The organism is Halorientalis persicus, assembly GCF_900110215.1.
Lineage (GTDB): Archaea > Halobacteriota > Halobacteria > Halobacteriales > Haloarculaceae > Halorientalis > Halorientalis persica.
The window spans coordinates 285,703-311,406 of the sequence record NZ_FOCX01000001.1 but is presented as its reverse complement, the minus strand read 5'-3'; the positions used below and the strand labels follow the sequence as shown (position 1 = coordinate 311,406).

The window sequence follows — 25,704 nt, the reverse complement described above, 5'->3', positions numbered from 1 at the left end:
CGTGGTCGGGAATGAAGCCGACAACTCGTGGTACAAACCATTAAGTGAACACATCGATAACCAACAGACAGCGATGGAATACAGTCACCGCTACTGCGCCTACCCGACACAAGAGGTAGCGGACAGGCTGGAACACCATCTCGACGTTCATCGCCAACTCTACAACCACGTTCGCTGGGACTACGAGAACAGCCCCGAGGACGACAAACCGTCTGAGTACGACCAGAACAACAAGCTTCCCGAGTGGAAACAACGGTGGCCAGTGTTCAGCGAACTGCACTCAAAAGCCGCCCAAGCCACCGTTGCTCGTTTCCACCGCAACCTCTCGAACCTTCGCAAGAAGAAAGAGAACGGACACAAGGTCGGTCGCCTCAAACGGCAAGCACCCACCGAGTACCGAAGCGTGACGTACAACCAGTCTGGCTTCGACCTCGATGAAAAGAGGGGCCACGACAAGTACGCATACGTCCGCTTCAGCAAGATCGGGTGGGTGAAAATCCGGTACTCCCGCTCGATTCCCGACCACGCCACCATCAAAGAAGTCACGTTCAAAAAGGAGCCGACTGGTGAGTGGTTCGCCTCCTTTGGGCTGGAAACCGACGACGTCGATCTCCCCGAAAAGCCCGACGTTGACTCGCTGGATGCGAGCAATTGCGTCGGGATTGACCTCGGTATCCGGAACTACGTCCACACCAGCGATGGCAAAACCGTGGATTGGCTCGATCTCGAAGACGACTACGAGCGTCTGCGGCGCGAGCAACGCAGACTCTCGCGGAAAGACCACGGAAGTCGCAACTATGAGAGACAACGCCGGAAAGTCGCCAAAGTGAAGCGCCGGATTCGCCGCAAAGTGCTGGACTATCAGCACAAACTTACGACGTGGCTCGTCACAGAGTACGACGCCGTGTTCGTGGAAGATCTCGACGTAAAGGCGATGCTCCAGGGCGACGGCAACGCTCGCAACAAGCAGGATGCGGCATGGCGACAGTTCATCAACTTGCTCGACTACAAGGCCGACCTGTACGGCACGCACGTCGTACAGGTTGAACCTGCGGGAACAACGAAAGAGTGCGCCCGATGTGGTGTGGAAACCACGAAACCCATCTGGGTTCGGGACCACTCCTGTCCGAGTTGTGGGTTCGAGACGGACAGAGATGCGAACGCAGCGATGAACATCATCCAACGCGGCTTTGCTGAGTTAGGGCTGGGATGGCCCGAAGACACGCCTGTAGAGACTGTGGCCGCTACGGACACGATTCAGTTTGAGTCTGTGTCTGCACGTCACGTCATCGAAACAGGAAGCCTGCCCTCGTGAGAGCAGGATTCCCCGCGCCACCGTGCGCGGGGTAACATTCAATCGCTCGCCGATACACGGCCGGAACGATGCGCCGTGTCGGATACCTTCTGATCGCCGGCCTGGTGATTGGTGCCGCGGCTATGGGTCTCACAGCCGCGTTCGACCATCCAGCGGCGGGCCTCGGTGTCGGCGGGACGACCCTGACGGCGTTCGAGACTGTCGACAACACCACCCGAAACTATACCGTCGAGGTCACAGTCGAGACAGCCGGCGGCAGCACGCTCACGTACTACCGCTCCGAGCGCAACGGAACCCGGATCGAGCGGTACCGGCCCGGTGTGGACGCGGCGCCCTACACCCTGGTCGAGACCGTCACTGTAGACGGTGAGACCTTCGGCCGACAGACGTACCCGACGGCGGCCGACGTTCCGTCGATCGATCGTGCGAACGCAACTGTCGAAGGAGACACGATCTACTTCGAAGGTGGGGTGTCGGCCGGAGACGGCGTCGTCGCGGTCATCGCTACCGTCACGGATAGGGTGGTTCTGGCAGCTGACGGGCCCGTCACCCGCGATGGCGAGCGGTACCGCCGGTACGACGTGGTCGGGACGACGGCGGGGGTCGTCCCGGCACACCGCGCGAACGCGACGGGGTACGTACTCGTCGATCCCGCGACCGACACGGTACGCACTCTCGACGTGACCGCGGACTACGAGGGTGAGCAGGTCACCATCCACGGCGTCGCGCGTCCCCAGACCGACCCCCTCCCGTCGTGGGTCCGTGCCCGCCGCGGGGACTGACCAACGCCCGACGCCTCAGTCGGTGGTCGCTGCCTGCCACTCCTCGACGATGGTGGGGCCACTGCTGGCCCCGATCCGTTCCGCCCCCGCTTCGAACATCGCTGCCGCACGCTCCCAGCTCCCGATCCCACCGCTGGCTTTCACCGGGAGGGACTCTGACAGCAGTTCCACGTCCGCGACCGTCGCGCCGCCATCGCCGAACCCAGTGGCGGTCTTGAGCATATCGGCGTCGGCCGCGGCGGCGAGGTCGCCCGCTCGTTCGATCTCCGCGTCGGACAACAGCGGCGCTTGGACGATGACTTTCACCGGCAGTGGTGTCGCGGCGACGACTTCGGCGATCTCGTCCCGGTACTCGTCGTCCTCGCCGCCGAGCAGGCGGCCGGCGTTGGCGACGAGGTCGAGTTCGTCCGCGCCCGTCTCCCAGGCCAGTTCGGCTTCCTCGGCTTTCGTGGCTGGCGTGTGCTGTCCGTGCGGGAAACCGATCACGGTCGCGACCGTCGTCTCGGGTGCGTAGCTCGACGCCATGTCGACGTAACACGGTGGGATACAGGCGTTCGTGCCGTACTCGATGGCTTCGTCGAGGACGGCCAGCACGTCGTCGCCCGTCGTCGCCGGTCCCAGTACCGTGTGGTCGATCCGCCCGGGAACGTCCATGCCTCCGATAGCGGCCCCCGAGATAAAAATCGACGTGGCCGACCGGAAGGCTTTCGGCCGCCGCGCAACCCCCTCCGCCATGTTCCTCCAGATACTGCCCGAGGGGCTGGTCGTCCCCGGGGTGCCGTATCTGCTCGGATTGGCGGTTGCCGGTATCGCCGTCGGCGCGGTGCTTTTCGCCCGTCGACCGCCGGTCACACAACGATTGGTCGTCGCGTTCACGCCCTGGATGGCGGCCGGCGCGGCGTTGCACGTCCTCTATCAACTCGCGGCGGTCCCCGATGCCGTCGCTCCGCTCTTTTCGGCCCCGGCAGTGTACGTCACGACGTTCCTCGTCGCCGGGGCGATCTGGGCAGGGCTGATCCTCGCGGATCGAACGGTCCCGCCCACGCTCGCTGTGACCGGTGGCGTAGCGACCCTGGCCGGTGCCGCGCTGGTCGTGTGGACGGCCACGTCTCGAGGGACGTTCGCGCCCGTGCTGCCAGTCGTGGCGCTGCTCGCGTCACTGGTCGTCGCGGTGGTGACGTACGCGATCCTCGATCGGGTCCGACCGACCGTCACTGCACGGACCGGGACACTCGGTGCGGTCGTCGTGTTCGGACACGCGCTGGATGGCGTGTCGACGGCCATCGGTGTCGACCTGATCGGGAGCGGCGAACGGAGCCCGATCCCGGCGGCGATCATGGAACTCGCCGGCTCCCTGCCGACGGCCCCGACCATCGGTAAAGGGTGGCTGTTCGTCCTCGTGAAGCTCCTGATCGCGGCCGCCGTTCTGATACTGTTCGCCGACTTCGTGGAGGAAGATCCCGCACAGGGCAACGCGACCCTCGGCCTGGTGGCGGCTGTCGGACTCGGGCCGGGAATGCACAACCTGCTGCTGTTCAGTGCCGCTGGACTGCTGTAAGCGGCGCTGATCGGTTCGGTTTCCGAAAGGGAACGAGAGTGAGGGTCGGTACCGGTCAACCCCGTGGTGTTGGGTGTGGTCCGTCCGGTATGGTTTCGGACGCGTGGTGTTGGCTTGGAGTGGCGTGCTCCCACTTCCCCCGCGCCCTCATCACACCCATGTTCTCCCGAGAGCATAAAGGTTACTGCTCGTGAACCTTACTTCGTAAGGCCGAAATTCGGATTAACGGCTCCTGAAGCAGCCATCTCGACTCCCCAAGATTAATGCGCATGGCTGAAATATGGGTTCCCATGCCCTCAGGCTCCGGTTCCGAGGAGTATCCGCGGGCACCCGCCCAGAAGGCCCGGGACGAGAACATTCTGGGCGTCTTCGAGGGGTCGGACGATCCCGTTCTGACCACCTCGGAGGTCGCGGAGGACCTTCCGATCGGGAAGCGCGCGACGCTCAACCGACTGGAGGACCTCGTGGACCGGGACGAACTGGACTCGAAGGACGTGGGGGTCGGCCGTGTGTGGTGGCGCGCCGCGCCCGAAGCGGACGAACCCGAACCGGACGTGACGGCGGAACCGGAACCGGCGCTATCGTCTGGCGGGCCCGAAACCGCCGCGCAGTCACCGGACCCGGTGCCGGCGACTCCGACGGCGGAATCCGACGAGACTGCGGACCCGCTGGAGACCGAGAGTCCCCGCTGGGCGTTCATCGGCAGTCTCGGCCGGCACTCGATTCTGGCGGGCATCTTCCTGTTCGGCCTCGTCGTCATCGAGGGGATCGTCCAGCCCCAGTCCTTGCTTCCGGTGTCGATGATCTCCCTGTCGCTGACGGCGCTCGTTTTCTTCCTGATCGGCTTTCCCGCCCGGGGTGCCTACCGGGCCAAGAAGTTCTTCGAGTCGACGGACCTCTCGCTCGCGCAGTTCATGGGGCCGATCGGCCGTCTGTTGGGCCGGGACGATTCGAAGTCCTGAGCCCCGATCCCCGGCCGTTTTGTAGCCGCTGGCTGAACGGCGTGTATGGCCAAACAGCCACACCTGCTGGTCGAACCGGGCGATCTGGCGGACGTCGCACTCCTGCCGGGTGACCCCGGTCGCGTCGACCGCATCGCCGACGCCTGTGACGAAGCGACGACAGTCGCACAGAACCGTGAGTACAAACTCGTCAACGCCACCTACGAGGGTCGCGATCTCACGATCTGCTCGACCGGGATCGGCTGTCCGTCGGCCGCCATCGCCGTCGAGGAACTCCACGCCGTCGGCGTCGAGACCGTGATCCGGGTCGGTACCACCGGCGCGCTCCAGTCCGGCATCGAGATCGGGGACATGGTCGTCGCGACGGGCGCGGCCAAAGACGAGGGGACGACCGGCCGCTACGAGGCCGACACCGTGCCTGCAGTCCCCGACTACGGCGTCCTCTCGGCGCTGGTCGACGGCGCGGAAGCCAACGGCGAGGACGTTCACGTCGGACCGGTCGCCACGGACGACGCGTTCTACGCCGAGACCGACGAGTACGTCGACGCGTGGGAGGATGCGGGCCTGCTGGCCGTCGAGATGGAGGCCGCGGCGATCTTCTCGCTGGCCCGCCGGAAGGGCATGGCCGCCGGCGCGATCTGTACCGTCGACGGGAATCTGGTCGAGGGGACCCAGAAAGGCGAGACCGAGGCCGACGAGCTCCCCGCGAAGGCGAAGAACAACGTCGAACGGGCCATCGGGATCGCACTGGACGCCGCGACGACCGTCTGAGTTCGGGGCGTCTTGGCGTCCGACAGCGGCGCGCAGTTGAAGTAGTCGGCTCCTGAAACACCGGTATGCGCGACCGGGTGCGCGAGCGACTCGTCTCGGCGCGGGCGCGGGTACGCCGGTTCGAGCGCCGCGAACTGTGGACGATCCGTCGCTGGCTCGAGAACACGCGGAATCTCGTCCACCTCTCGGTGCTCGTGTTCGTGCCACTGTTGATCGCCGCCGTGACCTGGCTCTCGAACGCCGTCTCCGTCCTGCCGTTCCTGCTCTTTCCGCCCCTGGCCTCGGGGACGTACACACTCTTTGCCCGGCCCGATAGCGAGTACGCCTCGCCGACGCGGTTCGTCGGCGGGCTGACCGTCGGCGCGCTCTGTGGCTGGGTCGCGTACGGAATCGCGACCGCGCTCTGGGCGCCCCCCGGCCGGACGGCCGTCGACCCCGGGGCGGCGGCGTTCTCGGTCTTTCTCACGGGGCTGGTGACCTGGTTGCTCACCGTCGAGGAAGCCTCCGCCTACTCCAGTGCCCTGCTGGTCCACGTCATCGACGTCAGCAGCGCGAACTCGATCACGCTCGACGTGGTGGCGGGTCTGTCGGTGACGCTCACGCCGCGCCTGGCCTACGTCGGGAGCGTCCTGATCTCCTCGACGCTGGTCGCCGGCGTCTTCCTGCTGTGGCGCGAGACCTTCTTCGAGGAGCGAGCTCGCTATCTCTACCAGTCGACGAAGGGCGACGACCACGTGCTGGTGCCGATGCGGACCGACGACGCCGAGGCGACGGCGATGCTGGCCGCGAAACTCGCCGCCGCCCACGAGGCCGGGAAAGTCGTCCTGCTGGACGTCGTCGACGACGAACAGGTGGCCGCGGCCGAGCGGGAACTGCTCGACCGGACGGCCGGCGCGAGAACGGACGGGGGTGACGCGAGCGCCCCGGAATCGGGTGCGGAGGACGAACTCGACGCGGCAGCACTCGACGAGATGGCCGAGCGCCGCGCCGCCTCGACCGCGGTCAATCGGCTGGAGGAACAGGCCGCCCAGATCGAGACGAAAGTGGGTGTCCCCTGTGAGGTCGTCGTCACCACGGCCGGCGGAACGCCCGCGTCGACGGTCCTCTCGACCGCACACGAGGCCAACTGCGACCTGATCGCGACGCCGTACGAACAGCGCCACGGCAGTCTCTCGCCGTTCGTGCGACTCCTCTTCCGGGGCGACGTGGACGTCCTCGTCCACCGTTCCTGTGCGGGACGGACGCGCTGGCACCGCGTCCTCGTCCCGGTCCGGCGGGCCGGGGACGTGGCCCACGCGATGATCGACTTCGCGCTCCGGTTGACCGGCCGGACCGGGCACGTCGGCGTCGCTCACTGCCTGCAGGGTGACGGCAACCGCCGCCGCGCCGAGAATATGCTCTCGGATCTGGTCGCGCCCTTCGAGGGTTCGCTCGAAACACGCGTCTCGCGGGCCGCTATCGAGGACTTCCTGACCCAAAACGCGACGAACTACGATCTGGTGTTCATGGGCGCGAGCATGGACCGGAGCCGCGCCTCGCGGCTGGTCTCGCCGCCTACCTTCGAGCGCATCCGCGATCTGGACTGTGACGTGGCCATCGTCGACCGCAACCGCTGACTGTCCGGCAGTATCAATCGCCCGTCCCGCCGCCGGACGTATCGAGCAACTGGTCGGCCAGCGACTCGACGTTCTCGTCGCCCAGTGCCGACTCCACCAGCAGGTGGCCGCCGATGACCGCGGGACTGATGACCGTGTCCGCGCCCGCGCGCCTGAGTTTCTCGATGTTCTCGCGGTCGGTCGCCCCGGCAACGACACGGATGTCGGCGTTGAGCGACTTCGCGGTGAGGATCGCCAGCGCGTCGTTGGCGTCGTTGTTGGTCGCCGCGACGACCGCCCGGGCGTCCTCGATGCTCGCGCGGTGGAGCGGTTCCTCGTCGCTGGGGTCGGCCGACAACACCGCGATGTCGCGGGCGTTGAGCTTCGACGCCGCGTCCTGGTCCGGTGTGATGACGACGAAGGGGGCCAGGCCGTCGAGTTCGTCGATGATCGGTTCCGTCAGATCGCCGTAGCCGAGGACGATCACGTGGTCCTCGAGCAGTTCGAGTTGTCGTTCTGTCATGGTACCGAGTGCCTGCGCGAACCGCGCCTCGATGGCCGGGCCGAGTAGCGACCCCAACGCGAGCGTGAAACTCGCCACGCCGAGGATCAACACGGAGATCGAGAAGAGCCGGGCCTGCTGTGTCTGTGGGATCGCGTCGCCGTAGCCGACGGTGCTGGCGGTGACGATGGTGTAGTACACCGCATCGAGGATGGTCTCGACGTTCGCGAAGTCCGCGCGGAGTCGATAAGTGCCGGCCGTGCCGTAGACCATCGTGCCGACGAGGGCGGCCGTCGCCGCGAGTTGCGTCGTCGAGAGACTGATCTGCCGGTCGAATCGGCGGTAGTTGACCAAGACGAAGGGGAGCGAGACCAGTGAGAGCACGATCAGCGGCGTCGAGACGACGCTGGACTGGACCAGTCCCTGAACCGCGGTCACGGGCAACAGGACGACGGTCGAGTACCAGGCGACCCGGAGGCCGCGCCGGAGCCCGAACATACTCCAGAGCATCAAAAATCCGGTGAGTGCGCCCGTGAACCCGGCGGCTCGTTCGACGTCTTCGGGGACCAACGTGGCCAGCGGGCCCGAGACCTGCGTGACGCCGATGTTGATGACACCCGTGGCGAACGAGAGGATCGCGACGAGCGTCACGAGGACCACCGTCACACGAGTACCGAGCAACACGCGCCGGGACGCCATGCTCCTCCGTCCGACCTGAGAGTGGATAAAACCGCCGAACCGGACCCCCCGGCGGTACTGGTTTGTAGGTGGCGGTCCCAGCCAGCCCATGGCCTCGCTCCCGGTCGAAATTCTGCTGGGCATCTATCTCGGCTTTCTCACCGGTATCATTCCCGCGCTGGTCGCGTGGACGCTGGGCTTTGGCTTCAAGTACTTCACTGGCGTCTCGATACCAGGATTCGGTGTGGTCGTGCTGGCGGTCGCGCTGGCGGGGGTCAGCGGCGGCCTGCTGGCGCTGGCCGACCCCACCGTCACCCAGTCGGCCAACGCGCCGACACTGGTGACAGCCATCCTGGTGGTGACTGCGCTCTCGCTGTACGCCCACGCCAAGGGCGACCAGCTCGGCGCGAACGCACCCCGGAAACTCTCTCTGTCGAAACTCCGTGAACGCACGCTCTCGCGGGACCTGGCCGATCTGGTGGCCGGTGGACAGGTCCGCATCGACGTGGTCGGCGACGTCTCGGACATGGAGGGGTACCCGCCGCTGTCCGACGACCTCCGGACCGAGATCGGTGAAGCCGAGTACACCTTCCCGGCCGATCTGCGCGTCTCGGAACTGGAAGAACGGGTCGCCGAACGGCTCCGGACGGAGTTCGACCTCGGGGACGTGACGGTGACCATCGACGAGCGCGGCCGGGCGTCGGTCGCGGCCGCACCCCCCTTCTCCGGGCTCTCGAAGCGTGTTCCTGCGGGCAAGCGGGCCGTCTCGGTCGACGCGCTGATCCCGACCGGGCTGGCCCGCGGCGACGAGGTGACGCTCATCACGGCCGACGCGCAGGTCCGCGGGACGGTCGTGAGCGCGACATCGGCCGATCCCGAAGCCGACAAGCGCCTGACCGCGCCGACGACGCCTGCCCACGTCGAGGACGACGGGGAGTCCACTCCGAGAGCCGTCCGCGCACCGACGACCACCGGTGGTGAGGGACGGCTCACGGCCGCGGTCACCCGGACCGACGCGGAACCGCTGGTCCGGGCCGACCGGGCTCGCGTCGTCGTCGAGGCCCGTGGGACCCGACTGGAGTACGAACTCATCTCCCTGCTGCGGCGCACCGGCAAGCGATTCCGCCGGTTCACGGTCGCCGCCGAGAGCGCCCTCGACGGCGTGACGCTCGGGGCTGCCAACGCCCGGGAGACACACGGCGTCGCGATACTGGCCGTCAGGAAACCGACGGGCTGGCAAGTCGTCCCCCAGGGCACGACCGCGCTCGCCGGCGGTGACGAGGTGTTCGCCGTCGGGCCGCCCGACAAACTCGACGCGTTCGGGGAGGTGGTCGCGTGATCGCCCAGACGGCCACGCTGTTCGACCGGCTGGTGCTGGCGCTCGCGAAACTGGTCGGTCTCGCCGTCCTGGCGGGCGTCCTGTCGGGAACCGTCGCACTGCTGTACCGGTGGTACACGCACGAGCGAATCCAGCGCGGACTTCCCGTCTTGGTGGGGCTTAGCGGTGTCGCGGTCTCGCTGAACACGATGACAGCACTCGGCCAGGTCATCGCCCCGACGACCGGCGGTACCAACCCGCTCTCGCCCGAAACCGCGCTGTTCAACATCGCGGCCGTCGGCGTGGCTGGGCTCACGGCGGCCGGGGCTGTCGACGTCGGTGACCGCTTTGGCAACGACCTCTTCGCCGCGACCGGGAGCACGAGCGTCGAGGGCGAGGTCAGCCGCGTCGTCGAGGCCGTCGGCCGCGTAATCGCGGTCGACCTCCCCGAGGAGATCGACGATATCGTCGGCTACGATCCCGTCGCCGCCGAGACCAAAGACCAACTCGCCGGTCGGACCTTCCTCTTTCCCAAGCGGCTGACCGTCACGGACCTCGAAGACCGCCTTCGGACGCGGATCAAGGGCGATTTCGGTGTCGGCCACGTCGACGTGGACCTCGCCGCCGACGGCACCGTCGAGTACCTCGCCATCGGCGCGCGGGTCGCGGGAATCGGCCCGACGCTCCCGCCCGAGACCGCCGCCGTCGCCGTGCAGGCCGACCCCGCTTTCGCCGCCAGTTCCGGGGACGTGGTGCAGGTGTGGCGACCCGACCCCTTCGAGCGGGTGACGACCGGGGAAGTGCGCGGGATCGCCGATGACCTCGTGACCCTGGCCGTCGACGCCGCCGACACGCCCAAACTCGACGCCGAGACGGAGTACCGCCTGATCACCCTGCCCGTCGAGTCCCGGACCGACCGGGAGTTCGCCTCACTCCTCCGGGCCGCAGAAGAGACCATGAGCGTCGTCGAAATCGAGTCCGGGAGCCCGCTGGCTGGCCAGCCCGTCGGCTCGCTCGACGTGGCCGTGATCGCGGTTCGGCTGGCCGACGACGGCATCGAGGCGCTCCCGGACCGGGACCACGTCGTCGCGGCCGGCGACGCAGTCTACGCGGTCGCGAAACCCGAACGGCTCCGCAAGCTCGAAGCCGCCGCGACGGCTCCCGAAGCGACCGTGCCCACCGAGACGGCCGACGACGACTGAAGGGCAACGGCTTTTGCTGTCGCGGCTGCTCGTCCGGGTATGGAGTGGAAGCTGTTCGCCAATCTCAAAGAGGTCGTCGGCCAGTCCGAGGTCGCGGTCGACGTCCAGCCCGGCGCGACTTTCGGCGACGCGCTCGACGCACTGCTTGAGTCTCACCCGGAACTCGCCGACGAAGTGCTGAACGACGACGGTGAGTTGCGCGATCACATCCGCGTCCTCCACAACGGGGACAACCCCTTCGTCTCCGCGGAGGGCCGGGACACCGAACTCGAAGCGGGCGACGAACTCGCGCTGTTCCCGCCGGTCAGCGGCGGGTGAGGGAGATATCGGAGTGTGCTGTCACCGCCCGGTCAGGTCCGCTTCCAGCACGAAGTCCGGCTCTTCGCCGAGTTCGACGCCCGCGTAAGCGGCGTCGCTGACCGCCCGCGCCGTCTCGGGGATCACCACTCGTGTTCGGTCGGCTCCGACAGCCGCGGCGTCACGGGCGATGGCCGCGAACAGCGCACGGGCGGCCGGCACGTCCGTCCACGCGGCGACGCCGTACTCGGCGATTCGCTCGTCAGCCTCACCGGGCTCGTAGTCCCGGACGCGGTAGGTCATGCCTACTGTCCCGCCACCGTCCTCCTGTACCGCGAACACCGCAGTCTCGTCGGCGAGTCGCCGCAGGTCCTCGCGAGTCAGTTCCCGGACGGCCCAGGACTCGTCGGGAGCCAGTGCCAGCCCCCGGAGCGCCCGATCGGCGTCGCTCCGTCGCCAGCAACTCCAGGCGGCGTCCGCGTCGTCGGTGACGGTGTGGTCGGTGGCGGTGCTCGCGTCGGCGTCGGGTTCGGGATGCACCCACCGGAACTCCGAGACTGGCTCGAAGCCGATGCCCCGGGAGGTCCCCATACCCTGTGCGTTCCAGGAGAAGACGAGGTTCCGACAGACGGTCGCGCCCTGCTCGGCCGCCCAGTCGAAGACGGCTCCGGTGAGTCGGTGGGCCAGTCCCAGGCCGCGGGCGTCGGGCGCGACACGCATCCCCTGAGCCCAGGCCTCGTACTCGGAGAGCAGGACACCCTGCAGGACGCCTGCGGGGATGCCGTCGACCGTCGCCACGAACGTCCGCTGGCCGGGGCCGTCAGTCTCGATCCACTCGGGAAACACGCGAGGGAGATAGTCGCTCACGTCACGATCCGGCCAGGTGTCCTCGGTGAAGGCGACGATCCCCTCGTGGTCGTCGGCGCGGGCCTGCCGGACGCGGACGGTCGGATCCCCGTCCACGCCGTCGCCCTCGTCACCCATCTCAGGTCCAGGGTCGGGACTGACTCTGGATCTCACCGGCCAGCGGGTCGCGCATGGCTCGGGCGGGATCGTCGGCGTTCTCCAGCACCCACATCAGTTTCACCTTGGCCGTGCCAGGGAGCAGATCCTCGCCCTCGATCACGCCGGCGTCGAGCAGGTCCCGACCCGTGTCGTACACCCGATCACAGACCCGGCCCTCCAGACACTGGCTGGTCATCACGACTGTCGTCCCGGCGTCGGTCACGCTCTCGACGGTCTCGATCCAGTCGGTGTTGACGTGACCCAGCCCCGTACCTTCGATCACGACGCCGGCCGCGCCGTCTGCTGCGGTTTCGAGCATCGCGGGATCGGTGCCCGGCGTGAACTTCACGAGGCTCACGTCGGTCGCCAGGTCCGTCTGCAGTGCGAGGTCGGTTTCGCCGCGTTCGGCGTACTCGCGGCGGAACGTGATCTCCTCGCTGTCGTAATCGACCTCGCCGAGCGGTTTCGAGCCGACGGTCTCGAAGGCGTCCCGGCGGGAGGTGTGGTTCTTCCGGACGCGGGTGCCCCGGTGGAGCGCACACCGCTCGTCGGCTTCGTCGGCGTGCATACAGACCATGACCTCGGCGCAGTCGGATTTCGCGGCCTCGACCGCACAGACGGCGTTCATCACGTTGTCCGAGGAGGGTCGATCCGCCGACCGCTGACTGCCCGTGAAGACAACGGGGACGGGCGTGTCGAGCATGAACGCCAGCGCGGAGGCGGTGAACTGCATCGTGTCGGTGCCGTGCATGACGACGACGCCGTCCGCGCCGGCTTCGATCTCGTCCCGCACCGCGCGTGCCAGGTCCTGCCACACGTCCGGCGTCATATTCTCGCTCAGGATGTTCGCGACGACGCGGCCGCGATAGTTCGCGCGGCCGGCCAGATCCGGCACTGCCCGGAGCACGTCCTCGGCGTCGAACTGGGCGGTCACCGCGCCCGTCCGGTAGTCGACCGTCGAGGCGATGGTCCCGCCGGTCGAGATCAGCGAGATCGTCGGCAGGTCGTCGTCGAACTCGATGGCCGACTCGCCCTCGGCGTCCTGTGCGCCTTCCACGTCGTAGGTGTCCGCTTCGAGTACTTCGACCGACGCCGCGTCCCGGTCGACGCCGACGTTGTACCCGCTCTCGAGTTTGACGACGAGGTTCTCGGCCGTCGTCGAGGGCAGCAAGACGCCCTCGTACGTCTGGTCCGCGCGCTCGACGCGGACCCGGTCCCCTGGATTCATACTCGGGCGTACCGCGTGCCCGGACTTGAAACCATCCTTCCGACGGCCGCGGGAAAAGACTCACGTCGCCCCACGCGGAACGTCTCGTATGGCCGAACGTTCCGATCAACGGACCCGGCCGGACGAGTCCGTCGAGGAGTCGCTCGACGACGCGGCGTTCGGGCTCGACGACGAGCCACCGGTCGAGACCGACACCGGGCCGTCCGCCCCGGACGACACCGGCAGTTCCAGGCTCACCGGCCGGCTCGGGGCCGCCGTCCGCGCGCCGTTCGGCGCAGCCGCGTCGCGTCTGCGGTCACCGTTCGAGGGGCTGTTCTCGCTCCGGGCGTTCCTGCTCTTGCTGGTCACCAGCGTCGCCGGAATGACCCTCGCGGGGATGGTCCTCCCCTTCGGCTCGATCGGCGGACTCCTCGGTATCGCCGCGGTGGCGTTCGCCGCTGGGCTCGCCAGCGACCGATCCAGATACGTCGAGGCCTCGGCCAGCGGCGCGCTCGCGTCGGGCGTCAGCTGGCTGCTCGGGAATCTGGTTCTGACGGCGGTCGGCCCGGGCGTTCCGCTCGTCGCCGTCGGCGTCGGGTTCGGTGTCCTGGCGGCGCTACTCGGCCACTACTTCGGCCGCGACCTGCGATCAGGGATGACTCGTGATATTTAATCGGTGAGCCGCCACTGGTCGCCGTCCCGGGCGAGCAGACCGTTCTCCTCGAGTTCGGCGAGCGCCTCGCGGACGACCGGCGGTGGTGCTTCCACGCCCTCGACGATCTCGTCCGTGTCGGCCGGTCCCTCGACCAGCGCACTCAACACGTCGGCGTAGAGGCGGGTGTCGTCCACGTCGAGTTTCTCACCGAGCTGTTCCATGACGGCGGCGAGTCGGCCCTGGACCCACCGCTGGGCCATCGACAGTTCGTTTTCGAGCTGTTCGAGGCGCGCCAGTTCCGTCGCCACGTCGCGGATGTCGCTCGGATCGCGCGTGTTCACGTCGATCTTCAGGTGGCGACAGCTGGCGGTCACGTCGAGGCTCTGGCTCGCGGGGTAGGCGCTTTTCGCTCCGAATCCGTACGGTGAGACGCTGACCTCCAGCCGGAGGTTCTGTGAGATGAAGTAGTACTTCCGGCGCTGGTCGTCGGTCCGACTCTCGACGAGGCCAGCCTCCTCGAGTTTCCGGAGGTGGTCGATGACCGCTTTCGGACTGACGCCGAGGTACTCGCTGATCTCGGTCACGTAACAGGGCTTCCGGGCGAGCAGCCGCAGGATCCGTCTGCGGTTCTCGTTTCCCAGGAGGTTGAGTAACTCGGCCGAATCCATTTACCGAACGTAAGCGATGACCAGTGAAAAGGCTAACTGGCCGCGGTCAGTTGCGGCCGGGCGGTCCGCCGCCATCGTTACTGCCCCCGGCGGGGCCTGCGGGCCCGCCGTGTCCGGGGCCAGCGCCGTCCGAGCCAGCGCCCGATCCGCCGCCCGCGTCCTCGGCACCGCCGCCCGCCTCGTCGGCTCCGTTCCCGGTGTCGTTCGCGCCGTCGCTCCGGTCGTCGCCGTCGGCTCCGCCGCCCGAGCCTGCCGCTCCGCGATCACTGCCGTTTGCTCTCCGGTCGGCCGGTGACTCGCCGTCGGTCGACGGTCCGGTCTCTTCGTCACCGGGCGGACCACCGGTCCCGCCGCGGTCGGCCGGCGGTCCCGACTGGTCGTCGTCCGTCACGTTCGTCGACGGCCCCACGTCTTCAGGCGGGCCGGCGTCACCGGGCCCCCGCTCTTCGGGCGGGCCAGCGTCACCGGGGCCCCTGTCCTCGGGTGGGCCAGCGTGGTCGGGTCGACCGACGCCGAGGTCACGCGCGACTGCCGCGACTTCCTGTCCGCTCAGGTTCCGCGCCTGTGTCCTGAGCTGATCGAGTTGCGACGTGTTCACACCCACGGCCCGCGCTCGCTCGTCCGTCTCGTTGATCGATTCGTCGAGGGCGTTGAGCTCCGCGGTGAGTCGACTCGCCCGTGCTCTGTAGGCCACCCGGGGCATCGTGCCGTTCTCGTGTTTCGCCTGGAGGTCCGCCATGCGCTCGCGCAACCGCTCGCTCCGGCGTTCCAGCCGGTCGATGCGGGACTGGACGACGGCCGGTCGATCGCTCTCCTCGGACTGGTTGTACTTGGCGGCCCACATCCCTGCCTCGACGGAACTGTCCGTCTCCGCACTACTCGCCTGCATGAACGAAGAGATACGGGCCCCGATGCTCACGTTACTCGCCGTGTCGTTGGTTCCGTTCGTCTGGACTGCCGACGCTCCGTCGCTGACCGGTGCGATACCACCGACGGCACCGAACACCGGAACGGCGACGAGCGCGACGCCGACCACGACGAGGGCCACAGCCAGCAGCGTCCCACGAGCACTCATTCTGTGCCTAACTATTCCGCTATCGTACAAAAAAGCGGAGATCCGTTCTCACTGTTCATCCGACCCTTCTCACGACTCCAGACCGTCCAATAGCGTTTACGCGCTCTGCTCCGCCCCCGACGCCGATCGCAGGTCGGTCGACCCGACTCCGATCTGCACCGTCCTTCACTGCGCTCTCTGCCTCCGCCACGCCGCCCCGTGCTCCGACGGCCGAAACCCGCTGAAAGCGCGACGACATAAGGGCTCCGGCCAAGGCTTTTCTACGCTGATATGGTATGTGCTCTCGTATAGCATGTTCGAGCGGTTTTCGAGCGGGTACTACCTCGGCCGGTTGTACGTGACGCCGGGCGAGAGTGAGACCGCAGCCATCAGCCGTGATCAACACGAGCGCGTCAACGAGCAACTCTACGCCGACGGCGAGGGCGTCGAGCGGCTCGACAGACCGCTGGTGATGAAAGTCGACGAACGACACTTCCCCGTGACCGGCGCGGACGACGTGCCACAGGACACACTGGCCGTGCCGCCCTCGGTCCTCGAAGACACGCGCGTCAGCAATCCGCCGGCGCTCACGGAGGTCCTGCTGGCCAAAGCCGACCGCGCCGAACAGTTGCTGGCCATGACCGCCGGGAGCGTCGCCGTCGACGCCCTCGACGACGGCCCCGGTGGCCCCGCAATTTAAGCCCCCGCCGCCGTCCTTTTTGGTGATGCTCGACGAGCTGCTGGGGCGGGCCGACCTCAAAGCGCGCATCGAGGAGCTAGAGGAGGAGAAACGCCACCTCGAACGACAACTGGAGGCCGAACAGGAGCGCCGCGCCGACGCCGCCAGCGCTCGACAGGACGCCGAACAGCGGGCCAACCGCCTCGAAGACCGGATCGCCGATCTGGAGGGCACCGTCGACCGCCTCGAAGGCGAGGACGGATCGCTCGACTACCGCCGCCGCGAACGGCTCCGCGGCGAGCGTCTGACCGCGGTTCTGGATCGTCTCGACTCCATGGCGACCGATCCCGAAGGCGCGCTGACGGCCTACGTCGCCGACGACACCCCCGACGCGGTGCGGGACGGCTTCGGCGAGCGTGCGACGCTCGTGTCCGAGGCCGCACCCTGTCTCGCGGTGACCGACGACGCCGGCCTCGTCAGCGCGACCCTCTCCGTGCCAGCTCCGCCCGAGCCCTTCGCCGAGTGGAGCGATGGATTCCAGTTCGACCGGACCTGGTTCGCACCCGAAGGGGAATTCACCCTCGCACTGGTCCGGTCGGACCTGTTCGCCATGGGTGAGTACGACGGGCGCGAGCGAACCGCGTTCCACGGCTTCGATTCGGAGCTGAAGAGTCAACACTCCAAAGGCGGATTCTCGCAATCCCGGTTCGAGCGACTGCGCGACGAACAGATCGACTCCCACGTCGACCGCTGTCTGGAGGCACTCGACGAGCGGACGACCGACCCGCTGTACGTCGTCGGCGAGCGCACGGTCCTGTCGCACTTCGCCGGAGAGGCGGACGTGACCGCCACGGTCGACGCGACCGGGGACCCCGAACCCGCGCTCGACGACGCCTTCCGTGACTTCTGGACGATCCAGTTGCGCGCTATCTGAGCCGGCCGGCGAGCAGACCGGCACTCGCCAGGACCAGCGCGACCAGCGCCGTCGCCGGCGAGAAGCCCGGCCCGACCGCGTCCGTGACCGTCACGACGCCGTCGGTCGTCGCGGCGTCGCTCACAGTATCGCTCGTGCTGTCGGTTGGTACGTCGGGTGTGTCCTCCAGCGTCGTATCGTCGGGTGTGTCCTCCAGCGTCGTATCGTCGGGTGTGTCCTCCAGCGTCGTATCGTCGGGCGTGTCGATCGTAACCTCCTCTGTCTCGTTTGTTATCCCTTCGCGGGTGGCGTTGGCGGCGCGCTGGAGCGTGGTCGACTCGACCGATTCAGGGAGGTCGGTGACCGACAGCGGCACCGGGTACATACCGGTCCTGAGCGTCATCGACAGTTGCTCGGCCTCTCGCTTGGTCTCTGTTATGAAAAAGACCGAAGGGTCATCCCCGTAGTTCTCGAAGTTGATCTCCGCCTCGGCCGGCCCCTCACCCAGTGACCTCGCGTACCGGACCTCTCCATTGAATACCGTGTACAGACAGTATCCTTTAGTCTCGTCCGGATCCTCGACTGCATCGTCTGGACACCCTGTGTTAACTTCGTCGCTGAAGCCGGCCTGTCTCACTGTAGCGGCGGCCTCACGGGCCGACTCTACTTTGAGAAACACCTTGACGGTTGGACGGTCAGTGAAGGCGCGATTTGTCTGTGCCGGTCCGACGCGGACGAAGTCCTCATTTTCCAGGATCTTCGTCTGCCGATAGACGGCCTTTTCGCCGTCCGTGACCGGGTAGTGGGCGAGTACCTCAACCCGCCCTCGGTTCCGGAGAATCCGCGTCACTGCGGCGCGGTTCGCGCCCTTGACGGTGACGTACTGTGTGCCGCCGACGGTGATCGCCTCGACCTGTCCGCCGACGCCCGTCTCGTTGAGTCTGGCCTTCAGAACCGACACGATGGCGTTTTGCGTCCGGTCGGTCACGCCTTTCCTGACTCCATTCGGCGAGAACCCGGCAGTAGCGAAGCCCTCCGCGACAATGGACGCAGTAAGGTTGTCACCGTACACCTCGACCGTGTTGTTCTCGGGTAGCAACCGGACCTGATCGGGATCGAGGCTGAGGTTCGCGGCTATGTCGCGGCGGGTCGTCGCGGTAGACCGATCCCCCTCGAAGTCGATTCCCGTCGCACTCCAGCCGTTAATCTCGGCTCCGACGACAGTCGTGTTCCCGTTCGTTTCGGCCTGTGCTCCGACGGCTGGGGTTGCCAGCAGTGTCAGAGCGAGCGTTCCCCCCACCAGGAGGACGATTGCTAAGCGACGCATACTAACTGTGACGTAATATTGATACAAAAAGCCACGGTGTCAGCGTTTGGTAGTGTTCAGATTAGCTGATTCCATGCGAAGGCGAACGATTGGAGCCAGTTGTCAGCTGTGTCTCGCTGGGCGTTGCTGAAACAGTTTGAGAACGAAGAGGTACGTCTTTTTACCTCACGAAAGACACGTTCGACACTGTTCCGATTTCCATGGCGCTCGTATCTGAAATCGAGGCCGTGTCGCTGGCAGGCGTCTTTCAGTGGTGCTGCACCATCGACGAGAAACACGGCGTTCACGAGAACGAAGTTCTCGTGCAGCCCATCAGAACGATTTGCGTTCTGAGGACGTCGTCCACGTCGTGTTTCTCGCGGAGTTCAGCGAAAAACGCATGAGCGAGAGCGTTCGTTCTCGTCGGTTCAAGCTTTGTATGGAGTAATTCGTTCGTTTCGGGATCGACCGCAGCGTACAGCCAGTATTGCTCGTCGTTGAGCCGGATCACGGTCTCGTCGACCGCAACGTGATCCGGACTGCATCCAGTTTCGGGCTGTAGATCTGCCTTGTGAACCCAATTATGCACGGCGGATCGCGCTCGCTCGACACCGAATATATCAAGAACCGAAACGGAATTCGAAAGCGAGAGTCCAGCGAGATGCAACTGAATACCGAGCTTCATCAGCAGTCGCGGTGTCGCTTCTCGTTCAACAAACTCTAAGTCGATCTGGTCGATACTCCCGCCAAGGCGTGTGTTTTCGGGCATGGACACTCAGAAAACACACCGCCTCATTTTTCATCCTTATCTGAACACCGCCCAGCGTTTATGCCCGCGCCGGTCGAGCGTCCCCTATGAACGTCGCCGTTCTCGCCCACGAGCGGTTCCCCGACCGCGCCAAGACCGCCGTCGGCGTCCTCCGATACGCCGACTACGACGTGACCGCCGTCCTCGACCGCGACCGCGCGGGCGACCGTGTCGCCGATCACCTGCCGGACGTCCAGGACGCCCCGATCGTCGCCGGCATCGAGGACGTTCCCGATCCGATCGACGCGCTGGTGATCGGCATCGCCCCCATCGGCGGTGACTTCGACGAGTCCTGGCGGCCCGACGTGCGCGGGGCCATCGAACGCGGCTGTGACGTGCTCTCGGGCCTGCACTACTTCCTCACCGAGGACGACGAGTTCGCCGCACTGGCCGACGACCACGGGGTCGAACTCAGAGACCTGCGGCGGCCACCCGCCGACCTCACCGTCGCCGAGGGGCACAGCCGCGAGGTCGACGCCGACGTGGTGCTGACGGTCGGCACCGACTGTTCGACCGGGAAGATGACCACGAGCGCCGAACTCGTCGCGGCCGCTCGCGAGCGCGGGATCGACGCCGCACTGATCCCCACGGGCCAGACCGGCGTCCTGATCGAGGACTGGGGGATCGTCGTCGACCGCGTCCCGAGCGACTTCGTCGCGGGTGCGGTCGAGCGGATGGTCCGCGAACGCGGCGACGACCACGACCTGCTGGTCGTCGAAGGCCAGGGATCGATCACTCACCCGGCCTACTCGGCGGTGACCTGTGGCATCCTCCACGGCGCGATGCCCGACCAGCTGGTCCTCTGTCACGAGGCCGGCCGCGAGGCGATCCACGGCTACGAGTCCTTCGCGATTCCGCCGATTCCCGAGGTCGGCTCGCTGTACGAGGACCTCGCCGCACCCGTCGCGGACACGACTGTCGCCGCCGGCGCGTTGAATACGAGCGGGCTGGACGACGCCGACGCGAACCAGGCGGTCATCGAGTACGCCACGGCCATCGACGCGCCCGCGACCGATCCCGTGCGCTTCGGGGCCGACGAACTGCTCGACGCGCTGGTCTGATCCGCCATGATCCTGACCACTGACTTCGCGTGGCACGACCTCGAACTGGCCGAACCGTTCGGTATCTCCCGAGGTACAACGACGGTCTCGGAGAATCTCGTCGTCCGAGTGGAAGACGACGCCGGCAATCGAGGGATCGGCGGCGCGGCCCCGGCCGACTACTACAGCCCGTCCCGCGAGGCGATCACCGACGCCCTCCCCGACCTGCTGGCGGCGGTCGCGGACTGCGACCCGCACAACCGCCAGCGGATCGCGCGCCGCCTCGCCGACGCCGCGGGCAGCCCCACCGCCCACCCCGGAGCCCGCGCGGCGATCAGTATCGCGCTGGCCGACCTGGCCGCCAAGCGGGTCGACCTGCCGCTCTACCGCCACCTCGGCCTCGATCCCGACCGCCCGATCACCTCCTCGTTCACCGTCGGCATCGACGACACCGACCGGATGGCCGAGCGGGCGGCCCGCGCGGCCGAGACCTACCCGATTCTGAAGCTCAAACTCGGGACCGACCGGGATCGGGCGATCGTTCGGGCCGTCCGCGACCGGGTGCCAGACGCGACGATCCGGGTGGACGCCAACGGGGCGTGGGACGCCGACGAGGCCGTGGCGATGAGCGCGTTCCTCGATGACCACGGCGTCGAGTTCGTCGAGCAACCCGTCCCCGCCGACGACCTCGCGGGACTGGCCCGGGTCAGCGAGGCCGGGCCCCTCCCGGTCGCGGCCGACGAGAGTTGCGTGGGCCCCGGAGACATTCCGCGCGTCGCCGAGGCCGCCGACATCGCAGTGCTGAAACTCACGAAAAGCGGCGGGATCTGGCCCGTCCTGCGGATGTGTCACGCCGCTCGTGCGTGCGGACTGGACGTGATGCTCGGTTGCATGACCGAGACCAACGCGTCCATCGCGGCCGCGGCCCACCTCACACCGCTGGCCGACTACGCCGACCTCGACGGCTCGCTGTTGCTCGCCGACGATACCTTCGAGGGAATCGAGATGCCGGGCGGTGAGATCGACCTGTCGCGTGTCGAGCGGCCAGGAACGGGTGCACGGCGTGTGGGAGCGCCGTCGCGTCCTAGGTGACTGAGCCGCTCTCTGTCACGACCCCGCGTCCTGAACCGGGAGGTCGACGCCGAAGACGGTGCCGTGTGGGTCGTTGTCTTGGATCGTGATACTGCCACCGAACTCCTCGACGAGGTGGTCGACGAGGTAGAGGCCGAGGCCGCTTCCGGGGCTGTCCATGCCTTTCTCGCCGCGACCGAAGATGGACTCTCGCTGTTCGACGGGGATCCCGGGACCGTTGTCCGCGATGTTGACTCGTACCCGGTCGTCGTCGCGTTCGACCGTCACCGCGACGCGAGGCTGGTCGCTGTCGTTGTGCTGGACCGCGTTGTTCAACAGGTTCGTAAACACTGACGAGAGGAGCTCGTTGGCCATGACGGTGGGCGACCCCTCGAAGGTCGGCGGGTCGAACTCGGCGTCCGGGTAGGACGCCTGGGCTTTCTCGACCGTCGTCTCCAGCGTCGTCCGGAGGTCGACGGGTTCCAGCGACATCGAGCCGGGTTCGGAGACGGATTCGGTCAGGTCCCGGGACGTGTACGTGAGTTCCTCGATGTGTTCGTTGGCCGTCCGGATCGTCTCGACGATCTCCTCGAGGTCCTCGTCGTCGATGTCTGCCGCCAGTTTCTCGCTCCAGCCCAGCGCGATCGCCACGTCGTTGCGGATGTCGTGACGGAGCAGTCGATTGAGGACCTTCATCTGATCGTTCTGCCGACTGATCCGCGCTTCCAGTTCGTGACGGTGGGTAAAATCGCTGAAGACGACGATATAGCCCCGTTTGGATCCGAATCGGCTCTCGACCGGCTCGATACTCACTTCGTAGTGACGCGTCTTCTCGTCGTCTCGTTCGACTTCGTCGCCGTCGGCGAGCGCCGAAAAGGGCTCGTCGAAGCCGGCCGCCGACAGCACGGCGTCGAGGTCACGGCCGATTATCGCCTCGTCCGGCAGGAAGCGACGACCCTCGTCGTTTGCGTCCACCACGCGGTGTTCGGTGTCCACGACGAAGACCGGGTCGCGAAGTTCTGCGAAGACGTGCACACGGTGGACCGGCACGATGTCGAGCAGTCCCGAGTTGTAGATCCCCCAGGAGACGAGGATGGCGGTGACGAACAGCGCAAACGGCGTCAGATCGTACGCCAACGCCGCCGGGAAGAGTACGTTCACCGGGCCGAGAACCAGCGGGAACAGCAACGCGAGGAGCAGGACCGCTCCCTGCTTGCGGTACGTGCGGTTCGGGCTCGCGGCCAGGTCCACGAACAGGAACAGCACGACCAGATAGAGAACGAGATCGTACGCGATCTGGGCGACGAACAGATCGGTGAACGCGTAGACCAGCACGTCGAACGGTTCGCTGCCGATCAGTGGCTGGGTGGTGACGAGATGGGGATCGACGATGAGTGTGTTCTCGATCGATGTCCAAACGAGGACGAGAAACACTGCCGCCGGAAGCGAAATCGCGGCCAGCACTCCCGGGTGCAGCCACCTGTCGCGACCGGTGTAGTCGAGCGCGAACACCAGCAACGCCACCGGCATCGCGAGGATCCCGACGTACTGGATCTGCAACCAGAGGAGTTTCCCGGCGAGCGTCGACGCGGTTACCTGCCCGGCATAGCCCAGGGCGTACACGGCACCGAACCAGAGGGTGATCGCGTACGCTCGACGACCGGGCTTTCGACGGTACTGCCAGCCGTACGCGCCGAGTGCGACGAGACCCAGGCCGACCAGCACAAGCAGCGGTGCCACCACCGTCAGTTGTGCCACTGGACCACCGTTACTCGCAGATATTTATAAAAAGTGGTGCAGTTTTCAGCCTGGTAACGCTGCGACAAACCACGGGACGGTGACGTCGTCGTGAAGCCGACACGGGTCACAGTGGTCCACCGACGGTACGATAGGCCACGGATCAGAGCCACTCGGCGAACGTCTCGTGGTCCCGGGAGAGCCGGGCGTAGTCGGTCTGGACGGTCGCGAGCGCCTCCGCCAGCGTCGCACCCGCGTCCAGTTCCGCGCGGGCGCGATCGATCTTCCACTGGCTCGGGGTCGTCCGCTCGTCCCAGCGGGCTTCGAGTGGATCGAGGTAGCGGTCGGCGGTGGCGTCGTCGACGCCCTGTTCGGCGAGGCCGCGGCGGGCGTACTCGAAGACCTCGGCGAAGATGGTCTCGGAGTCGCTCGTGCGCTCGCCGTCGGCGGTGATCCAGACCAACTCGCCGTCCAGCCCGTCCTCGACGGCCGCGTAGAAACTCCGTTCGGCGGCTTCGTGGTCGAGGTCGCCAAGCGGGTGGTCGGTGGCGACCAGACCCCGCAGGAGGCCGCCGACGAGCGCCTGGAAGCCCACGATGTCGCGGATCGACGGCTGGGTCGGGAGCGGGCGATACTCGATGCGGATCGAGCGCCGGCCGCCGATCCCCTCGACGCGATCGCCGCCGATGACGCCCCGAAGCCACCGCCAGAACGTCCCGCGTTTGTGATCGAACTCCCAGATCTCGCCGGTGAAGCCCGCCTCGGCCCCCTCGACCCACTCCGCGAGGAACGGGGCCAGGAGGGGGTCCTCGACGACGTGATCGACGGGATCGGTGGGTTCGTCCAGATCGTCGGGGACGCGGCACTTCGACGGGTCGGTGTGGTTGACCGACTGCTCGAACGCGGCGATCCGGAGTTCGTGGTGGGTCTCGGCCAGCAGTGTCTCCGGGTCGACGCTCTCGTCGTACATATCGCCCGGGAGGAACGGGGAGTTGGTCGCGAGCGCGAGTACGGGGCCGAGCGTCCGGATCCCGAGGTTGTGATAGCGGGGGAACTGCGTGGCGTCGGGGATCTGGACGTGCGGTTGAATCGACGTGGCCAGCGACTCGAACAGGATCGTCGGGAACTCGACGGTCGCGCCGGGCACGTCGAACTCGATGGCCCCGTCGGCCAGGTCCACGCAGTGGCGGTCGATCGCCCAGTAGCGCGGGACCGACCGCATATTCGTCGGGAGGTCGGTCCCGCCGTGGGTCGTCGTGTCGCCGAGGTACGCCACGCTCCCCTCGGACGGCGGCGTCGTCCACATCGCGTCCAGCACGAGGTCACAGCCGTGCTCGCGGGCCGCGGCCTGTGCCCGTTCCCACTGGGTTTCCAGTGCACGGGCCTGCGCGTCGAGCCCCTCGGCCGTGAACGGGTCCGGATCGGTGTTCAACTCGGCGTTGTGAAGCCCCAGCTCCTTGTTGCACGCCTCGAAGACGCCCTCCGGGATGGCCGTGAGTCGCCCGTCGTCGTCGACGGCGTACACTTCCAGTTCCAGTCCGATGGCGAACCCCTCTGTGTCGAGGTCGCCGCCTTCCAGTGCCGTCCTGAGAAACGCCGCCTGGTCGTCGACGCGGTCCTCGAAGGCCTCCCGCGTCGCCGGGGAGAGCGACTGCCCCACCAGCTCGACCGGATCGGTCATTGCCAATGACTCCCGGGAGCGACGGATTCAGTGTTGCGGATTGTCCGCGCCCCTCGAACCGGCACCCCGACCGTGGAAGCCGAACACGTTTCACCCCTACGTTATTTAAAACACCATCTTTCACCCGCGATATTTATTTGAGGTATCGGAAGGTATTGTCGATAAATCATGGCTGGGGACGTGTACACGGTTGCGGGCGGCAAGGGTGGTGTGGGCAAGACGACGACGGCTGTCAACACGGCCATCGCACTGCAGGACGCGGGCCGGCGGACGGTCGTGGTGGACGCGGATCTGGGGATGACGAACCTGAGCGAACTGCTCGGGCTCGATCACGAACCGCGCCTCCACGACGTGCTGGCCGGCGATGCCGAGCTGGGCGAGGCCATCGCCGAGGGGCCGAAGGGTGTGTCGGTGCTGGCTGGACGGGGCACGCTGGAGTCGTTCGCGGAGGCCGATCCGTCGAACCTCCGGCCGGTCTTGCGCGCGCTCCAGCGCTCCTACGAGGCGGTCGTCGTCGACACGGGCGCGGGGCTCTCCCACGAGACGCTGGTGCCGGCGGGAATGTCCGACGGGATCGTCCTCGTGACGACGCCCGACGACGTGTCGCTGACCGACGCCAAGAAGGTCGGCGACCTGGCCGAGCGCGTCGACGGGTCGATCGTCGGTGCCGTCCTGACGAAGGTGCGTGACGACATCGACGTGTCCGCGGTCGGCGACGAACTGGACGAGGAGATCCTGGGCGTGGTGCCCCAGGACGACGTGGCGACCGCGGACGAACCGCTCGTGGTCAATTCGCCGGACAGTTACGCCGCACAGGCCTACCGCCGCCTCGGGACGAAACTCGCCGACCGGATCGACGATCCGACGGCCGAACGCCCCGTCGAGTCCTGATCGCGTCGG

The 25,704-nt window shown here is 67.0% G+C and carries 24 protein-coding genes and 1 pseudogene; 15 read left to right on the top strand and 10 right to left on the bottom strand.

All coding sequences use genetic code 11. The annotated features are described in order from the left end of the window. Positions 1-73: 73 nt before the first annotated feature. Entirely contained in the window at positions 74-1,315 is a 1,242-nt protein-coding gene (locus BMX17_RS01725; protein WP_092657133.1) for an RNA-guided endonuclease InsQ/TnpB family protein, read from the top strand. Between the two features lie 68 nt (positions 1,316-1,383). Beyond that, on the top strand, positions 1,384-2,097 hold the full coding sequence (locus tag BMX17_RS01720) for a hypothetical protein (protein WP_092656989.1): 714 nt from the start codon (positions 1,384-1,386) through the stop codon (positions 2,095-2,097). 15 nt (positions 2,098-2,112) lie between these two features. On the opposite strand, the gene deoC is transcribed toward BMX17_RS01720, so the two are convergent. Beyond that, positions 2,113-2,751 carry a deoxyribose-phosphate aldolase gene (deoC, locus tag BMX17_RS01715; RefSeq protein WP_092656987.1) on the bottom strand — a complete coding sequence of 213 codons (639 nt, stop codon included), beginning with the start codon at positions 2,749-2,751 and terminating at the stop codon, positions 2,113-2,115. A gap of 79 nt (positions 2,752-2,830) precedes the next feature. On the opposite strand from deoC, the gene BMX17_RS01710 reads away from it, so the two are divergent. The 4 genes from BMX17_RS01710 (at position 2,831) to BMX17_RS01695 (ending at position 7,004) form a co-directional block, all read left to right on the top strand. Further along, positions 2,831-3,655 carry a DUF63 family protein gene (locus BMX17_RS01710; protein ID WP_092656985.1) on the top strand — a complete coding sequence of 275 codons (825 nt, stop codon included), beginning with the start codon at positions 2,831-2,833 and terminating at the stop codon, positions 3,653-3,655. A gap of 290 nt (positions 3,656-3,945) precedes the next feature. After that, a complete protein-coding gene (locus tag BMX17_RS26625) occupies positions 3,946-4,617 on the top strand; it encodes a hypothetical protein (protein WP_211611263.1) in 672 nt (223 codons plus the stop codon). 45 nt (positions 4,618-4,662) lie between these two features. Continuing rightward, positions 4,663-5,388: a nucleoside phosphorylase gene (locus tag BMX17_RS01700; protein ID WP_092656983.1), complete on the top strand. Its 726-nt coding sequence runs from the start codon at positions 4,663-4,665 to the stop codon at positions 5,386-5,388. A gap of 65 nt (positions 5,389-5,453) precedes the next feature. Next, positions 5,454-7,004, top strand: coding sequence for an HPP family protein (locus tag BMX17_RS01695; RefSeq protein ID WP_092656981.1), 1,551 nt, complete (start codon positions 5,454-5,456; stop codon positions 7,002-7,004). A 13-nt stretch (positions 7,005-7,017) separates the two neighbouring features. On the opposite strand, the gene BMX17_RS01690 is transcribed toward BMX17_RS01695, so the two are convergent. Continuing rightward, positions 7,018-8,184 (bottom strand): NAD-binding protein, encoded by a 1,167-nt coding sequence (locus BMX17_RS01690; RefSeq protein WP_092656979.1) that lies wholly within the window; start codon positions 8,182-8,184, stop codon positions 7,018-7,020. Between the two features lie 88 nt (positions 8,185-8,272). On the opposite strand from BMX17_RS01690, the gene BMX17_RS01685 reads away from it, so the two are divergent. From BMX17_RS01685 to BMX17_RS01675, 3 genes are read left to right on the top strand one after another with little or no spacing between them, the layout of a single operon-like run. Then, complete coding sequence (locus tag BMX17_RS01685; RefSeq protein WP_092656977.1) at positions 8,273-9,502, top strand: potassium channel family protein; 1,230 nt, start codon at positions 8,273-8,275, stop codon at positions 9,500-9,502. After that, positions 9,499-10,683, top strand: coding sequence for a TrkA C-terminal domain-containing protein (locus BMX17_RS01680; RefSeq protein ID WP_092656974.1), 1,185 nt, complete (start codon positions 9,499-9,501; stop codon positions 10,681-10,683). The genes BMX17_RS01685 and BMX17_RS01680 overlap by 4 nt, the downstream gene beginning before the upstream one ends. A gap of 39 nt (positions 10,684-10,722) precedes the next feature. After that, positions 10,723-11,001, top strand: a complete 279-nt coding sequence (locus BMX17_RS01675) for a ubiquitin-like small modifier protein 1 (RefSeq protein WP_092656972.1) — start codon at positions 10,723-10,725, stop codon at positions 10,999-11,001. A gap of 21 nt (positions 11,002-11,022) precedes the next feature. Here BMX17_RS01675 and BMX17_RS01670 read toward each other — a convergent pair whose 3' ends face one another. Next, complete coding sequence (locus BMX17_RS01670) at positions 11,023-11,964, bottom strand: GNAT family N-acetyltransferase (RefSeq protein WP_092656970.1); 942 nt, start codon at positions 11,962-11,964, stop codon at positions 11,023-11,025. 1 nt (position 11,965) lies between these two features. Then, positions 11,966-13,213, bottom strand: coding sequence for a Glu-tRNA(Gln) amidotransferase subunit GatD (gene gatD / locus BMX17_RS01665; RefSeq protein ID WP_092656968.1), 1,248 nt, complete (start codon positions 13,211-13,213; stop codon positions 11,966-11,968). 88 nt (positions 13,214-13,301) lie between these two features. Here gatD and BMX17_RS01660 point away from each other — a divergent pair, with 88 nt between their 5' ends. Beyond that, the gene (locus BMX17_RS01660) at positions 13,302-13,865 is read left to right on the top strand and encodes a hypothetical protein (RefSeq protein WP_092656966.1); all 564 of its coding nucleotides are present in this window, start codon (positions 13,302-13,304) and stop codon (positions 13,863-13,865) included. Here the strand turns inward: BMX17_RS01660 and BMX17_RS01655 are convergent. Both BMX17_RS01655 and BMX17_RS01650 read right to left on the bottom strand, forming a co-directional pair. Continuing rightward, complete coding sequence (locus BMX17_RS01655) at positions 13,862-14,515, bottom strand: ArsR/SmtB family transcription factor (protein ID WP_092656964.1); 654 nt, start codon at positions 14,513-14,515, stop codon at positions 13,862-13,864. The two genes, BMX17_RS01660 and BMX17_RS01655, sit on opposite strands and share 4 nt — an antisense overlap. A gap of 46 nt (positions 14,516-14,561) precedes the next feature. Continuing rightward, positions 14,562-15,590, bottom strand: a complete 1,029-nt coding sequence (locus BMX17_RS01650) for a hypothetical protein (protein ID WP_092656962.1) — start codon at positions 15,588-15,590, stop codon at positions 14,562-14,564. A gap of 292 nt (positions 15,591-15,882) precedes the next feature. Between BMX17_RS01650 and BMX17_RS01645 the strand changes: the two genes are divergently transcribed. Together BMX17_RS01645 and BMX17_RS01640 are read left to right on the top strand one after the other, a co-directional pair. Continuing rightward, positions 15,883-16,269 (top strand): DUF5802 family protein, encoded by a 387-nt coding sequence (locus tag BMX17_RS01645; RefSeq protein WP_092656960.1) that lies wholly within the window; start codon positions 15,883-15,885, stop codon positions 16,267-16,269. Between the two features lie 25 nt (positions 16,270-16,294). Further along, entirely contained in the window at positions 16,295-17,182 is an 888-nt protein-coding gene (locus BMX17_RS01640; protein ID WP_092656958.1) for a Vms1/Ankzf1 family peptidyl-tRNA hydrolase, read from the top strand. On the opposite strand, the gene BMX17_RS01635 is transcribed toward BMX17_RS01640, so the two are convergent. Both BMX17_RS01635 and BMX17_RS01630 read right to left on the bottom strand, forming a co-directional pair. Beyond that, positions 17,175-18,488 carry a preprotein translocase subunit SecD family protein gene (locus tag BMX17_RS01635; protein ID WP_092656956.1) on the bottom strand — a complete coding sequence of 438 codons (1,314 nt, stop codon included), beginning with the start codon at positions 18,486-18,488 and terminating at the stop codon, positions 17,175-17,177. The two genes, BMX17_RS01640 and BMX17_RS01635, sit on opposite strands and share 8 nt — an antisense overlap. 56 nt (positions 18,489-18,544) lie before the next feature. Beyond that, a pseudogene (locus BMX17_RS01630) lies at positions 18,545-19,236 on the bottom strand (IS6 family transposase). An 86-nt stretch (positions 19,237-19,322) separates the two neighbouring features. Between BMX17_RS01630 and BMX17_RS01625 the strand changes: the two are divergent. Both BMX17_RS01625 and BMX17_RS01620 read left to right on the top strand, forming a co-directional pair. After that, positions 19,323-20,336 carry an N-acetyltransferase DgcN family protein gene (locus tag BMX17_RS01625; protein ID WP_092656954.1) on the top strand — a complete coding sequence of 338 codons (1,014 nt, stop codon included), beginning with the start codon at positions 19,323-19,325 and terminating at the stop codon, positions 20,334-20,336. 9 nt (positions 20,337-20,345) lie between these two features. Next, the gene (locus BMX17_RS01620; protein ID WP_170845301.1) at positions 20,346-21,407 is read left to right on the top strand and encodes a dipeptide epimerase; all 1,062 of its coding nucleotides are present in this window, start codon (positions 20,346-20,348) and stop codon (positions 21,405-21,407) included. Positions 21,408-21,422: 15 nt separating this feature from the next. On the opposite strand, the gene BMX17_RS01615 is transcribed toward BMX17_RS01620, so the two are convergent. Beyond that, on the bottom strand, positions 21,423-23,144 hold the full coding sequence (locus BMX17_RS01615; RefSeq protein ID WP_092656950.1) for a sensor histidine kinase: 1,722 nt from the start codon (positions 23,142-23,144) through the stop codon (positions 21,423-21,425). Positions 23,145-23,286: 142 nt separating this feature from the next. After that, positions 23,287-24,804: a glutamate-cysteine ligase family protein gene (locus BMX17_RS01610; protein WP_092656948.1), complete on the bottom strand. Its 1,518-nt coding sequence runs from the start codon at positions 24,802-24,804 to the stop codon at positions 23,287-23,289. 168 nt (positions 24,805-24,972) lie between these two features. Here BMX17_RS01610 and BMX17_RS01605 point away from each other — a divergent pair, with 168 nt between their 5' ends. After that, positions 24,973-25,695 (top strand): MinD/ParA family ATP-binding protein, encoded by a 723-nt coding sequence (locus BMX17_RS01605; protein WP_092656946.1) that lies wholly within the window; start codon positions 24,973-24,975, stop codon positions 25,693-25,695. Positions 25,696-25,704 lie beyond the last annotated feature (9 nt).

Excerpts from the sequence above, each read along its gene's own strand:
- BMX17_RS01725 (WP_092657133.1), top strand. The coding sequence starts at position 74 with ATGGAATACAGTCACCGCTACTGCGCCTACCCGACACAAGAGGTAGCG.
- BMX17_RS01720 (WP_092656989.1), top strand. The coding sequence starts at position 1,384 with ATGCGCCGTGTCGGATACCTTCTGATCGCCGGCCTGGTGATTGGTGCC.
- deoC (WP_092656987.1), bottom strand. The coding sequence starts at position 2,751 with ATGGACGTTCCCGGGCGGATCGACCACACGGTACTGGGACCGGCGACG.
- BMX17_RS01710 (WP_092656985.1), top strand. The coding sequence starts at position 2,831 with ATGTTCCTCCAGATACTGCCCGAGGGGCTGGTCGTCCCCGGGGTGCCG.
- BMX17_RS26625 (WP_211611263.1), top strand. The coding sequence starts at position 3,946 with ATGCCCTCAGGCTCCGGTTCCGAGGAGTATCCGCGGGCACCCGCCCAG.
- BMX17_RS01700 (WP_092656983.1), top strand. The coding sequence starts at position 4,663 with ATGGCCAAACAGCCACACCTGCTGGTCGAACCGGGCGATCTGGCGGAC.
- BMX17_RS01695 (WP_092656981.1), top strand. The coding sequence starts at position 5,454 with ATGCGCGACCGGGTGCGCGAGCGACTCGTCTCGGCGCGGGCGCGGGTA.
- BMX17_RS01690 (WP_092656979.1), bottom strand. The coding sequence starts at position 8,184 with ATGGCGTCCCGGCGCGTGTTGCTCGGTACTCGTGTGACGGTGGTCCTC.
- BMX17_RS01685 (WP_092656977.1), top strand. The coding sequence starts at position 8,273 with ATGGCCTCGCTCCCGGTCGAAATTCTGCTGGGCATCTATCTCGGCTTT.
- BMX17_RS01675 (WP_092656972.1), top strand. The coding sequence starts at position 10,723 with ATGGAGTGGAAGCTGTTCGCCAATCTCAAAGAGGTCGTCGGCCAGTCC.
- BMX17_RS01670 (WP_092656970.1), bottom strand. The coding sequence starts at position 11,964 with ATGGGTGACGAGGGCGACGGCGTGGACGGGGATCCGACCGTCCGCGTC.
- gatD (WP_092656968.1), bottom strand. The coding sequence starts at position 13,213 with ATGAATCCAGGGGACCGGGTCCGCGTCGAGCGCGCGGACCAGACGTAC.
- BMX17_RS01660 (WP_092656966.1), top strand. The coding sequence starts at position 13,302 with ATGGCCGAACGTTCCGATCAACGGACCCGGCCGGACGAGTCCGTCGAG.
- BMX17_RS01655 (WP_092656964.1), bottom strand. The coding sequence starts at position 14,515 with ATGGATTCGGCCGAGTTACTCAACCTCCTGGGAAACGAGAACCGCAGA.
- BMX17_RS01650 (WP_092656962.1), bottom strand. The coding sequence starts at position 15,590 with ATGAGTGCTCGTGGGACGCTGCTGGCTGTGGCCCTCGTCGTGGTCGGC.
- BMX17_RS01645 (WP_092656960.1), top strand. The coding sequence starts at position 15,883 with ATGTTCGAGCGGTTTTCGAGCGGGTACTACCTCGGCCGGTTGTACGTG.
- BMX17_RS01640 (WP_092656958.1), top strand. The coding sequence starts at position 16,295 with ATGCTCGACGAGCTGCTGGGGCGGGCCGACCTCAAAGCGCGCATCGAG.
- BMX17_RS01635 (WP_092656956.1), bottom strand. The coding sequence starts at position 18,488 with ATGCGTCGCTTAGCAATCGTCCTCCTGGTGGGGGGAACGCTCGCTCTG.
- BMX17_RS01625 (WP_092656954.1), top strand. The coding sequence starts at position 19,323 with ATGAACGTCGCCGTTCTCGCCCACGAGCGGTTCCCCGACCGCGCCAAG.
- BMX17_RS01610 (WP_092656948.1), bottom strand. The coding sequence starts at position 24,804 with ATGACCGATCCGGTCGAGCTGGTGGGGCAGTCGCTCTCCCCGGCGACG.
- BMX17_RS01605 (WP_092656946.1), top strand. The coding sequence starts at position 24,973 with ATGGCTGGGGACGTGTACACGGTTGCGGGCGGCAAGGGTGGTGTGGGC.